Origin of the sequence: Corallococcus exercitus (assembly GCF_003611585.1) — a bacterium.
GTDB lineage: Bacteria > Myxococcota > Myxococcia > Myxococcales > Myxococcaceae > Corallococcus > Corallococcus exercitus.
Genome location: NZ_RAVW01000315.1, coordinates 1 through 11,742 on the forward strand (window position 1 = coordinate 1; position 11,742 = coordinate 11,742).

Annotated in this window: 8 protein-coding genes and 1 pseudogene; 4 read left to right on the plus strand and 5 right to left on the minus strand. The window is 68.1% G+C overall.

Going from position 1 to position 11,742, the window contains the following annotated elements:
• The first annotated feature begins 30 nt into the window (after positions 1-30).
• Positions 31-324 carry a GNAT family N-acetyltransferase gene (locus D7W79_RS30130; RefSeq protein ID WP_244222052.1) on the plus strand — a complete coding sequence of 98 codons (294 nt, stop codon included), beginning with the start codon at positions 31-33 and terminating at the stop codon, positions 322-324.
• Positions 325-408: 84 nt separating this feature from the next.
• The gene (locus tag D7W79_RS30135; protein ID WP_244222053.1) at positions 409-1,941 is read left to right on the plus strand and encodes a transglutaminase-like domain-containing protein; all 1,533 of its coding nucleotides are present in this window, start codon (positions 409-411) and stop codon (positions 1,939-1,941) included.
• Positions 1,942-2,022: 81 nt separating this feature from the next.
• Here the strand turns inward: D7W79_RS30135 and D7W79_RS30140 are convergent, their stop codons facing one another.
• Positions 2,023-4,113: a thioredoxin domain-containing protein gene (locus D7W79_RS30140; protein WP_120528827.1), complete on the minus strand. Its 2,091-nt coding sequence runs from the start codon at positions 4,111-4,113 to the stop codon at positions 2,023-2,025.
• Positions 4,114-4,274: 161 nt separating this feature from the next.
• Here D7W79_RS30140 and D7W79_RS30145 point away from each other — a divergent pair, with 161 nt between their 5' ends.
• Positions 4,275-5,603: an ArnT family glycosyltransferase gene (locus D7W79_RS30145; protein ID WP_120528828.1), complete on the plus strand. Its 1,329-nt coding sequence runs from the start codon at positions 4,275-4,277 to the stop codon at positions 5,601-5,603.
• 550 nt (positions 5,604-6,153) lie between these two features.
• On the opposite strand, the gene D7W79_RS30155 is transcribed toward D7W79_RS30145, so the two are convergent.
• Positions 6,154-7,200 carry a glycoside hydrolase family 43 protein gene (locus tag D7W79_RS30155; RefSeq protein WP_120528830.1) on the minus strand — a complete coding sequence of 349 codons (1,047 nt, stop codon included), beginning with the start codon at positions 7,198-7,200 and terminating at the stop codon, positions 6,154-6,156.
• Positions 7,201-7,320: 120 nt separating this feature from the next.
• Between D7W79_RS30155 and D7W79_RS44590 the strand changes: the two genes are divergently transcribed.
• Positions 7,321-7,647 carry a hypothetical protein gene (locus D7W79_RS44590; protein WP_208729880.1) on the plus strand — a complete coding sequence of 109 codons (327 nt, stop codon included), beginning with the start codon at positions 7,321-7,323 and terminating at the stop codon, positions 7,645-7,647.
• 75 nt (positions 7,648-7,722) lie between these two features.
• Here D7W79_RS44590 and D7W79_RS30160 read toward each other — a convergent pair whose 3' ends face one another.
• From D7W79_RS30160 to D7W79_RS30170, 3 genes and pseudogenes are all read right to left on the minus strand, one after another.
• Complete coding sequence (locus D7W79_RS30160; RefSeq protein ID WP_244222054.1) at positions 7,723-8,610, minus strand: UbiA prenyltransferase family protein; 888 nt, start codon at positions 8,608-8,610, stop codon at positions 7,723-7,725.
• Entirely contained in the window at positions 8,607-11,303 is a 2,697-nt protein-coding gene (locus D7W79_RS30165) for a PEP/pyruvate-binding domain-containing protein (protein ID WP_120528832.1), read from the minus strand. Before D7W79_RS30165 ends, D7W79_RS30160 begins: the two co-directional genes overlap by 4 nt.
• 13 nt (positions 11,304-11,316) lie before the next feature.
• Positions 11,317-11,742: pseudogene (locus tag D7W79_RS30170) on the minus strand (NAD-dependent epimerase/dehydratase family protein); the annotation flags it as partial.

Genomic DNA, 11,742 nt, shown 5'->3' on the forward strand with positions numbered 1-11,742 from the left:
AGATGTGTATAAGAGCCAGGGGGCGGGCTGGTGGGCTACTGCTGCTACGGCCCCACGCCGATGACGGAGAACACCTTCGACCTGTACTGGATCGCCTCCGCGCCGGAAGTCCGGGGCCAGGGCATCGGCGCGGGGCTCATCTCCGCCATGGAGGCCGACCTGCGCCGCCGCAAGGCGCGCATCATCCGCGTGGAGACGAGCGCCACGGAGGCCTACGGCCCCACGCGCGGCTTCTATGCCTCCATGAAGTACGGCGAGGAGGCGCGCATCAAGGACTTCTACAAGCAGGGCGACGACCTCATCATCCTGACCAAGCGCATGTAGTCCCCCGCCGTCCCAACCCCTGGGCGTGAAGACGCCGCCCGGGTCCCCGTCAGGAGGGGGCAGATGCCTTCCATGAACCGACCGATGCGACGCACCCGTCTGGGATTGTTGAGCCTGCTCGCCCTGCTGACGGGGGCCCCCTCCCCCGCCTGGGCCCAGGCCCCCGCCGCGCTGAAGAACCAGGCGAAGGCCGCGGCGGCCAAGGCCCAGGCGAAGACGCCCGGCGCCCCGCAGACCCAGGAGGTCTCCGACGTGCTGAAGGCCCCGCGCCCCAAGGGCGGCGAGTACTTCGGCCTGTACCTGATGGACAAGAAGGTGGGCTGGTTCTTCACCGACCTGACGGCGCTGCCGGGCAACAAGGTGCAGAGCATCAACGAGCTCATCTTCAAGGCGCAGGTGGGCACGCGCGTGTCGGAGCGCGTGCACCGCGAGGTGCGCGTCTACGAAGCGAAGCCGGGCGGCAAGCTGCTCTCCTTCACCGTCACGCAGAAGGGCGACGGCGGGGACAACGAGCTGGTGGGCACGGTGACGGGCGACGCGTTGCGCGTGGTGCGCAAGCGCCCGGGCCAGCCGGATGAGGTGCTCAAGCCGCTGCCCCTGCCGAAGGAGACGGTGGAAGACGCGGACCAGGCGCGCGTGGCGCTCCTGCGCGGCCAGAAGGTGGAGGGCGTGGCGCTGGACGGCACGGACCTGGAGGGCTACCGCACCGTCACCACGGTGGAGGCTCCCGAGGAGCAGATGCTGGGCGGCGTGAAGGTGAAGCTGTCGCGGGTGAGCACGCTGTCGGACAAGGAGAAGGTGCCGGTGGCGGCCTTCCTGACGACGGACGGCAAGATGGTGCGGGTGGACTTCGGCCAGACGATGCAGGCTCGCGCCGAGTCGGAGACGGTGGCGAAGCGGCTGGACCTGGTGGAGGTGTTCGGCCTCACGCGCGTGGTGCTGCCGCAGCCGCTGCCCGCGAAGGCGCGCGAGGTCCCCGGCCAGGTGAAGCTGGTGATGAAGAACCTGCCGGAGAAGTTCCAGCAGGACACGTACCGGCAGAAGTACAAGCGGCTGCCGGACGGCCGCGTGGAGGTCACGCTGATGGCGGCGCCGCCTTCGCCCAAGGGCCGCCTGCCCCGGCCGGTGGCGGATCCGGACAAGGGGGAGAACCTCAAGTCCACGCTCGCGGTGGAGGCGGACGCGCCGGCCATCAAGGCGCAGGCCAAGAGCATCATCCGCGAGGAGAAGGACGCGTACACGGCGGCGCGGATGCTGTCCGCGTGGGTGTACAGCAACCTGCAGAAGGACTACGGCGCCAGCGCGGACCGGGCCACGGACGTGCTGCGCCAGAAGAAGGGCGACTGCACGGAGCACTCGCTGCTCACGGTGGCGATGCTGCGCGCGTCCGGCATCCCCGCCCGCCGCGTGGACGGCGTCATCTACATGGTGAACTCCGACGGCGTGCCCGCGCTGTACTGGCACGAGTGGGTGGAGGCCTACGTCGGCGAGTGGACCCAGCTGGACCCGACGTTCAACCAACCCGTCGCGGACGCCACGCACTTCTACGTGGGCTACGAGGGGAACGCGGAGATCACGCCCCTCATCGGGGCGTTGCAGGTCACGGACGTGAAGTAGTTCGCGGCCGGCTCCGGGCCTCGCCCTGGAGGCCCGGCCGCCGCGGTTCTCCAAACCTGTCCGACTGTCGGACAGGTTCGTTCAGTGGCCCGGGGCCGCCACCAGGCGCTCCGCGAGCAGGCCTGCTTCCGTGATGGGCCGCTCGCAGACGAAGCCACGGCAGAGGTACGCGGCGCCCTTGCCTTCCACCGGGTCGCGCCCCTCGAAGAGCTCCTGGAGGCGCGCGGGCGGAGTGGAGCCCGTGTCGTGCCAGCCGAAGGAGAACACCGGCGCGTAGGTGCGGTTCGCGGAGGCCAGCAGCGGGGCCACGGCCTCGCGCGTGCCCGCGAAGGTGACGCCTGACGCGCCGTCCAGCAGCGAGTCCGCCGCGAGCGCCAGGTGGCCGTAGCCCAGCGGGTTGCGCACCAGCTGATCATGCAGCTTGGCCACGTAGTGCTCCGGGTGCTCCAGGTGGCACACGTCGCCCGTGAGCGCGGAGAGCGTCACCTGCGCCTCCGTCAGCGTGGACGCGCCGGACGGGAAGGCGTTGTCGAAGAGGGAGAAGGCCGCCACGACCAGGTCCTTCTGTCCCCGGGGCGCGGAGAGGTACGCCTGCTTCTCCTCGTCCCAGAACAGCTCCACCGCGCGGTGCGCGAGCGCGTCCGCCGCGTCCAGGTATTTCGCGTCGAACGTGGCCTGATAGAGCGCGGTGAGCCCGGAGGCGAAGTCGCCGTAGTCCTCCAGGAAGCCGTCGATGCGGCCCTGCCCGTCTTGGTGCGAGCGCAACAGCCGCTTGCCGTCCCACATGTTCGCGAGCACGAAGTCCGCCGCGTTCGCCGCGAGCCTCGCCCAGTCCGGGCGGTTGAACACGCGGGACGCCAGCGCGAGCCCGCGGATCATCAGCCCGTTCCAGCCCGCCAATATCTTGTCGTCGCGGCCCGGCTTCACGCGCTGCTCGCGCAGGAGGAAGAGGACGCGGCGAGCCTCGGCCAGCTCCTTCTCCACCGCCTCCACCGGGCGGCCCTGCTCCTTCGCCAGCTGCTCCACGGGGACGACGACCTCCAGCACCGTGGCGCCGTGCTCGAAGTTGCCGCCGGGCTTGATGCCGAAGTGGCGCAGCACGGTGTCCGCCTGCTGTCCCACGGCCAGGGCCGCGCGGACCTCCTCGGGGCGCCAGACGAAGAACTTCCCCTCCTCGCCCTCGCTGTCCGCGTCCTGCGTGGCATAGAAGCCGCCCGCCGGGTCGGTCATCTCGCGGCGGACGTACTCGACGGTCTCCTCCACGACCTTGCGCCAGAGCGGCCGTGACTCCACCTGCTCTGCTTCCGAGTACAGGTGCAGCAGCTGGGCGTTGTCGTAGAGCATCTTCTCGAAGTGGGGCACCAGCCAGCGCTCGTCCACGGAGTAGCGGTGGAAGCCGCCGCCCAGCTGGTCGTAGATGCCGCCCAGGGCCATGCGCTCGAGCGTACGGAACACCGCCGCCTTCATGGGTTCCCCGCCGCCACGGCGCCACGCGCGCAGGAGCAGCGCGACGTTCATGGGGTTGGGGAACTTGGGGGCGTTGCCGAAGCCGCCGTTCACCGGGTCCATGCGCTTGAGCATGGACTGGCCCATGGCCACGATGTCCTCCGCGGACAGGTGCGCGGGGGCGGCGTCCAGGCCGTGCGTGGACAGCTCGCCCAGGCCCTCCTGGAAGCGGCTGGCCTGTTCTTCGATGTCGCTGGCCTTGTTCACCCACGCGTCGCGCAGCGCGGAGAGCAGGCGCGGGAAGCCGGGGCGGCCGTAGCGGTCCGACGGGGGGAAGTAGGTGCCGCCGTAGAAGGGGCGCAGGTCCGGGGTGAGGAACACGGTGAGGGGCCAGCCACCGCCCTGTCCCATGAGCTGCACGACGCCTTGATAGATCTGGTCAAGGTCGGGGCGTTCCTCGCGGTCGACCTTGATGTTGATGAAGCCGTCGTTCATCAGGCGCGCGATGTCGGGGTCCTCGAAGGACTCGTGCGCCATGACGTGGCACCAGTGGCACGCGGAGTAGCCCACGGAGAGCAGGATGGGCTTGTTCTCCGCTCGGGCGCGGGCCAGGGCTTCGTCCCCCCAGGGGTACCAGTCCACGGGATTCGTGGCGTGCTGGCGCAGGTAAGGCGACGGCTCCTGGGCCAGACGGTTGGTTTTTCCAGAGGGGGGACGGTCATCCATGGGGTACTCCCGGTGCGAAGCGGCTTCGGGGCCCTTCACATTGTGAGCCTGGGTTCACGGGGGCAAGCTGAAATGGCCTCACTCCCCACTGGCCAACGGCCTCCCGGTGCGCTTTGTCCGGGGGCGTGCGTGCGTCCGCCCACTCCAGCCCCGGCCCGGGAATGAAGACGTGCCTCGCCCTGGTGGCACTGGGCGTGGGGGTGCGGCTCGCGCTGGCGCTGGGAACGGACGTCTACTTCGACGAAGCCTATTACTGGCAATGGGCCCGGCATCTCGCATGGGGATATTTCGACCATCCGCCGATGGTGGCGTGGCTCATCGCCGCGCTGGGCATCCGGGGGACGGCGCTCCTGTGCGGGCTGGGGACGGGCGTGGCGGTGTGGGGGCTGGCGCTGGACGTGTACCGGTCCAGGGACGCGGCCTGGCGCGCGGTGGCGCTGTGGAGCGCGGTGCCGGTGGGCATCCTCTCCGGCGTCTGGGCCACGCCGGACTCCCCCATGCTGCTGTTCTGGGCGCTGGGGTTGTGGGCGCTGTACCGCGAGAAGTGGGTGCTGGCGGGGCTGACGTGTGGCCTGGCACTGCTGTCGAAGTATCCGTCCGTGCTGCTGGGGCTCGCGTTCATGGTCGCGGCGATGCGGGCGCGGAGGCTGCCGGCGGGGGCGTGGCTCACGGCCGGGCTGGCATTGCTGTGCTTCCTGCCGGTGGTGTTGTGGAACGCGAGCCATGACTGGGTGGGCTTCAAGTTCCAGCTGAACCACGGCCTGGGCGGAAGCGGCGGGTGGGTGACGTTCGGCGAATACGTCGCGGGACAGTTCGCCATGGGCGGGCCGGTGCTGTTCCCGCTGGCGCTGGTGTACGCGGTGCGAGGGCCGAGGGAGCAATTCCTGCTGCGCATGGCGGCGGTGATTCCGCTGCTGTTCTTCGGCTACGCGGCTGCGAAGACGCGGGGCGAGGCGAACTGGCCGGCGGCGGCGTATGTGGCGGCATGCATTGGCGTCGCGGGGATGCGGCCGGTGTGGCAGCGGGCGGCGGCGTGGAGCGGGATGGCAGTAGTGCTGGCGGTGACGTCGCACCTGCTGTTCCCGGTGCTGACGTTCGAGCGCGACGTGGTGCTGGCGAGGACGCACGGCTGGGGCGTGCTGGAGCGGTTGAGGACGCCGGAGCAGCTGTTCCCGGGCATGGCGCCGGGTCCCACGGCGGTCTACGCGCCCACGTACCAGCTGGCCTCGCAGGTGGCGTACGCGACGGGCGCGGAGACGGACACGGTGGGTCCGTCGCGGCGCAAGAGCCAGTATGACCTCTGGCCTGAGCTGGAATTGAAGCCCGGGCAGGACGTGCTGTGGTGTTCGGAGAACGGCGCGGCTCCGCCCGAGGAGCTGGTGCAACGCTTCGGGGCGGTGGAGGGCCCCGTGAAGCTAACGGGGGTCTTTCGGGGACGGAGGCTGCACACATTCACGGTGTGGCGGATGCAAGCCCTCAAGCCTGACTGAAGTCTTTCATCTACACCGTCGCAATCCCTTTCAGACAGCACCGTTTTCCAAAGGTCAAGGAGTCAAATCCAATCCAAGACCAACCATCACAGCGCAAGCATCCCCCAAACCAAAACCATTCCTTGCACAAGCACAGACGATCAAGAATAGACTCCCGGGCGCATCACCAAACCCTCAAGGAGCCTCCATGCGTCGTCTGATGATGGGTATGCTGTTGATGGCAATGTCTGCCTGTGGCGGTATGGAGCAGCCTGCGGGAGAGGATTCGCTCCAGACCCAGGAGGCCGCCGTGTGCTCGGAGCCTACTTCTGAGGGCTGGGGCCAGTGTCGGAGCGGGAGCTGCTACTTCGGCCCCAGCGGAACGCATCCGTGTGCCGGTCGGGAGTGCATCGACGTCGATGACTGCTACTTCACCGTCTGCCCGGGTGAAGGCATTCAGTGCGGGGGCATCTTCGGCCGCGCCACGCCCTGACAGGACATGAATTTCCGCTGCGCATCCAACAGGAGTCGGTGCGCAGCGGTCCGCACGGTGTGGCGGCTGCGGAACTGATCACTCCGGGCTGAGGAACTTGTTCACGACCGGGTTGTCATTGGAGTCCCAGCCCAGTACGCCCAGGTACATGCCCCGGCGGCCCCCGTCGTCGGTCTGCGCGTCGAAGTTCAGCGGGCAGGGGCCGCTGCCGCACAGCCAGCCGTGGAAGAACATGCGCTGCCCGCCATCGAGCGCCGCGGTGATGTCCGCGCCGCCAGGGCCGCAGACGCCGCCGGTGTTCCCATCCGTGAGCAGGGTGTGCTGCGTGACGGTGTTGAAGGCATTCGTGCCCAGGCCCTGGGCCCGCATCCAGATGGTCTCGTAGGTGCACTGGTTGTAGGGCCCGCGCGAGGCGAACAGGATGTAATCGCCAGCGCGCTTCACCAGGACCGGGTTCTCCACGATGCGGTCCGAGCGCAGCAACTGGCGACTGGTGGCGCCGCTGGCGACGTGAGTACCCGCCGCGTTGAGCCGGACGATGCGCAGCGACGAGGGCAGTTGCTGCGTCTTGTAGAGCAGGAAGCGCGTGCCATCGCTGTCCTTGAAGCCGGACGGGTCGATGACGCCGGCATTCACCAGGGGCCGGTCCGGGACGGTGTCATCCGGAGCAGGCGTGTTGGCACGTCCAGGGCAGACCAACGGTCCACCCGCGACCGGGGTGAACGGCCCCAGCGGCGAGGTGGCGGTGGCTGCTCCGATGCAGCGCTGGTTTTCGTCCAGTCCGTCCACGGGGGCCGCGAAGTAGAGCACCCACTCGTTCGCGCTGATTTTCTCCAGGTCCGGAGCCCACATGACGCCGCTCGTGGCCCACGAAGGCTTCGCGGTGAGGGCCGGCCCTTCCGACTGCCAGGGTCCGGTGCCGATGTTGCCCTGGGCCGACGGTGCGAGGCTTCCGGTCGACATGCCGTAGAACTGGTCGTTGTGGCTGACCACCGTCGGGTCAGCGAACCCGCCACCGCCTGGTGCGTACACGGGCCGGGGCGCGGCCTCCGCAGGCAGGGAGATGTTGAGGCAGGCGAGGAATGCGACGGATGCGCCAAGGGCGCGACGACGGACTGACGTCATGGGGAATCCTCCTCCATGCCTTCTATCAGAATTACTGTTTAAAATTAATATACTGATTTTACAGCTCTACGCCTGTCCAGCGGATGGGCACTGGCCAGCCGACGCGATAGCATCAGGCCGATGACTCAAAAACGATTGCTGCTTGCCAGTTTCATCCTCGCCATCGCCTTCCCCGCCATCGCGCAAGGCCCACCGGTCAGGGATTCGTGGAAGGCAGCTGCGCAGAAGGCATGTGGATCCGGCTACACGGCCAATGTGGACCCCAACTCACTCGACCAGGAGCTGTGCAGCGTTGAGTGCGTGCCTATCAATAAAGCGGCTCAGAAAAAGACCCACGTGCTTCTCGCCAATGGTTCGCCATGCCATAAACATCACATGGTGGCACCTCCGTTCCCACTCTTGCTTGGCACATGCAGCGGCGGTTTCTGCAAAGTGCCGACTCCATGAGACGGCCCGTGCGCACCAGTCGAACACCTGGCGTGCCCCGCGTTCGCGGAGTGGGCAGCGCTTCGCGGGTGTGCTTCAAAACGAGGAACACAGGAGCATGACGAACAGGAACGCGAAGTAGCTCCGGGCCGCGAGCTTTCCCGAAACGCCACGGGGCCTGCGGTTCTTGAAGAACAGCGTCAGGTTGATGACCGCCATTCCCAGGGGCAGCAGAAAGAGCCAGCTCCTGGTCAGCCACAGATAGAGCCCGGACGCTCCGGCCATCACCGCGAAGGCAATCACGGCGCTGGCCGCGGACCCCACTTCGTCGGAGTAGAGCTTCTCCCCTGGCTTCGTGGTCCCAGGCCACGCGGTCTTCCGCATGACCTCCCAGTGCAGGTACAGGAAGACCATGGCCAGGATGGCCAGCAGGCCCTGGGGATTCAGTGGCCTTCCGGTGCGCTCCGCGTGCGCCACCCAGACGTAGAGGCCGTGGCCCACGTGGAGCTGGATGGCAATGCCTATCATCAGGAACATGCTGCGCTGGTACGCGCCCCAGTGCTTCTCCAGCGCCCAGAGCACCAGCGCGTGCACCATGATGCCCAGGAGGATGGCGGCCCTCACCCAGGACACCGCCAGGTTCGTCCCCAGCAACACGGCCGCGTTGAGTCCCAGGGCCACGTACAGGTCGCCGAAGCTCACGTCCCCTTTCGCCAGGCCTCGGTTCGGGTTGTGGACGAGGTCGTACTCGTAGTCGCGCAGCTCATCCACGATGCGCATGAAGTAGCCCACGCCGAAGATGCTCAGCGCGACGTGCAGCAGGTCCGGGGAGAACGCCAGCCCCCGGTCCCCGTCGAGCACTCCGAACATCCCGTCCAGGCTCACGCACCAGAGCGTGATGACCAGCAGGTAGAACAGCGGCGGGTAACGCTGCACCGAGAAACGCAGCGTTGCCCTTGCCCGCTCCATGACCGTCCTGCTCATGCCGCCACCAGCGTGACCGTTCCCGTGGAACCGTCTACCCGGACCCTTGCTCCGTCAGGGATTCGTGTGGTCGCGTTCGCCACGCCCACCACCGTGGGGATTCCGAACTTCCGGCCCGCGATGGCCGTGTGCGAGAGCATGCTGCCTCGCTCCACGACGATTCCCCCTGACGCCAACATCAGGAACAGCCAGCCCGGATCCGTCTCCTTCGCGATGAGGATGTCGTCCTTGCCCAACGTGCCCACCGCCCCCGGGTCCAGCACGATGCGCGCGTTGCCCTCCACGATTCCCGCGCTCGAACCGATTCCCTTGAACAGCGAGGTGTCATCGCTGGCGGCCTCCACGGCCCTCGGGATTCCGTCCGCCACGCTGCCCACCGTCGTGAAGTCACGCGGCGGCTGGCGCTCCTGGTTGTCCTGCTGCTCGCGCCTGCGCAGCTTCGCGAGTTCGCCCAGGTTCCTCGTGACGCCGCGGCCCTCGAAGTGGTCCAGGACCTCTCGCATCGTGAGGTAATGCACGTCCAGCGGTGCAGCCAACACGCCCCGCTCCGCCATCCGCTGCCCCAGCGCCGCGAACACCTGCTTGCTGAAGCCGAAGAGCTGGCCTCTCCAGAACCGGCTGTCCTCCCGCAGGCCAATCACCGTCCGCAGGCGCTCCAGGAGCTGCTGGATCGCCAGCTTCTTCAAGGGATGGCCCTGGAGGAGCGTGGCCAGCTGCGCCTCCGCCTCCGTGCGTCTTGCCCTGTCCGACGCCCTCAGCTCCTCGCGCGTGACGGACGTGCGCGCGTAGGACTGGACGACCCGCACCAGGTCCCAGGGCGTGTCCCGCAGGTTCGGACGCTCCACGTTCAGCTCTTGGACGCCCCGGTCTCCGTACTCGCTCAGGTGTTCGCGGAAGGCTCGGGCGAGCTCAGGCGGCACCTCCCCGGCGTCGATGCTCTTCCAGAGCGCCTCCGCCTCACCTTCGTCGAAGCGCTTCGCCAGCGCTGGATCCGCGCGCACCCTCTCCGCGAGTGCCACCGCGGAGAGCAGCGCGTGCGTGCCCGCGTCGGGCTTCGCTCCGCACATCAGGCCCACCAGCAGCGCGCTGGGGTCCGCTCCGGTCCACTTGAGCAGCAGCCTTCGCGCCAGCCCGAAGCAGGTGTTGATGTACCAGTGGTTGATGAGCGTCAGCCCCCACCAGTTCCCCACCTCCGTCCAGACACGCCGGAAGTGATGGATGAGGACCAGCGGGTCCTCCTTCTCAACGGGCAGCGCCCTCAGCCCCGCGAGCGTCTGCTTCCACCATGTCTCGAACGCTTCGAAGTCCCGCTGGAACGTCGCGGTGACGGTCAGCGCTCCCAACGCCGAACGGCCCAGGGCGTATGCGTAGCTCGCGGTGCTGGGGAAGCTCTCACGGTGGCCCGGCAGCCGGATGACCAGCGATGCGTCCCGCTGGAGCACGTCCTCCAGGTCCCGCATGGAGGTGGCCGCGATGAACGGGTTGATGCCATTGACGTGCATCAGGTTCGACAGCGAGTGGTAGACGCGCCCGTCGATGAACCCCAGCATGTTCTGGAAGGCGGGCGTCTGGTCGTGCAGGGCTCTCGCGTCCGCGCCCTTCATGCGGCGCAGCAGGTCGTAGAAGATGACCTCGTAGAAGTAGCTGGCCAGCGAGTACGTCAGCGGCGTCGTGACTCCCGGGAAGCTCTCTGAGACGTTGCCGCAACCCCACACACGGATCTTCCGGAAGTCGAAGGCGATGGGCCGTGCCTGCAACACGTGCAGCGTGCCGTCCTCCGTGAACGTGCCCTCGATGTCCTGAGGCATGCCAAAGCTGCGCTCGATGTCCTTCGCCAGCGCGGCCAGCCGCTTCAGCTCCTCATCCGTCAGACACGGCGCGTCCCGCAGGGGCTCCGGCACGGGACGGCGGACCAGCTCGCCTCCAGGCTCCGGGTTCTCGCAAAGCATGTCGGCCTTGTGCCCCAGCTCCCGGTCGATGTGGCCCGTCTCCGGGTGGATGAAGTAGTGGTCCACGCCCACCTTCTCCTGGACCACGCCCTCCCCGATGCCGTGCCCCGCGACGACCAGCGTGCGCCGCTCGGTTGTCTTCGGGTCGCACGTGAAGGCCACGAAGGAGCGGCGGCCGGGAATCATCCGCTGCACGCCCACCGCCACCATGAGGCCCCGGACGTCACGGCCCTGCGCCAGACGATAGATGAGTCCCTCCGGCGTGTAGGCGGAGGCCCAGCAGCGGCGGATGCTGTTCAGCAGAGTGTCCCTCCGCACGTAGAGGAACGTGGAACTCACGCCAGCGAACGGATCCGTCTCCGAGTCCTCGCTCTCCTCCAACGCGCGGCCCACGACGGAGGCGCGCACTGCCACCATGCCTCCCGCACCGAAGGTCCGGTCAAAGGCAGCCAGGATGGAGGCTTCGCGGTCCGCGCCCAGGGGGACCTGGAGGAAGAGCTTTTCAATCTCCTCCGCGACGCGGCGGATGTCCTGATGGGAGGTCCGGTCCACCGTCGTGGTGAGCCGGTCGATGGCGGACTGGAGGGGCCTCGCCACGTCCTGGAACATCGTGGTGGTGAGGCAGAAGAACTCGGGGACCGGGAAGCCGTGCTTCGCCAGGTGCTGCTGGCGCGCGAACTTCTGGCCGACGTGCTGCGGGTCACCGGCCTCGGTCATGGAGACGAGCGGAAGGGGGGAAGCCATGTCAGGGATTCCTTCAGGAACGAAAGTCATTGAGCGCGCTTCGCAGGGCATCCACCGGAGACCGCGACAGCAGGTCCTCCGGCCCGAGCACCTCCGCGAGCCGCGAGACATCCAGGCACTGTGATTGGGTCAGCAACTCCAGACGCTCCGCCATCGCCCAGGCACGCCGGCTGGGGACCTCCCGCAGGATTCGCGGGAACCAGGCCGGGGCTCGGACCTTCACGGTGGGACGATCCAGGCCCAGCCGCTGCGCCACCGTGCCCAGGAACTCCCCGCGCAGGAGCGGTTGTGCATAGGCGACGTTGAGCGCGTGCTGTTCGGGGTGCGGCGTCTCCACCATCCGGCTCGCGAGCCGCCAGAGGATGCGCCCCAGGTCATCCACGTCGATGACCGAGCACCCCACCCCGTCGTCCCCGACCTGTACCCCGCGCTTCAGGAG

What these genes read in the sequence shown, in the direction of transcription:
- D7W79_RS30135 (WP_244222053.1), top strand. Translation starts at nt 409, where the DNA reads ATGCGACGCACCCGTCTGGGATTGTTGAGCCTGCTCGCCCTGCTGACG.
- D7W79_RS30160 (WP_244222054.1), bottom strand. Translation starts at nt 8,610, where the DNA reads ATGAGCAGGACGGTCATGGAGCGGGCAAGGGCAACGCTGCGTTTCTCG.
- D7W79_RS30145 (WP_120528828.1), top strand. Translation starts at nt 4,275, where the DNA reads ATGAAGACGTGCCTCGCCCTGGTGGCACTGGGCGTGGGGGTGCGGCTC.
- D7W79_RS30140 (WP_120528827.1), bottom strand. Translation starts at nt 4,113, where the DNA reads ATGGATGACCGTCCCCCCTCTGGAAAAACCAACCGTCTGGCCCAGGAG.
- D7W79_RS30165 (WP_120528832.1), bottom strand. Translation starts at nt 11,303, where the DNA reads ATGGCTTCCCCCCTTCCGCTCGTCTCCATGACCGAGGCCGGTGACCCG.
- D7W79_RS30155 (WP_120528830.1), bottom strand. Translation starts at nt 7,200, where the DNA reads ATGACGTCAGTCCGTCGTCGCGCCCTTGGCGCATCCGTCGCATTCCTC.
- D7W79_RS44590 (WP_208729880.1), top strand. Translation starts at nt 7,321, where the DNA reads ATGACTCAAAAACGATTGCTGCTTGCCAGTTTCATCCTCGCCATCGCC.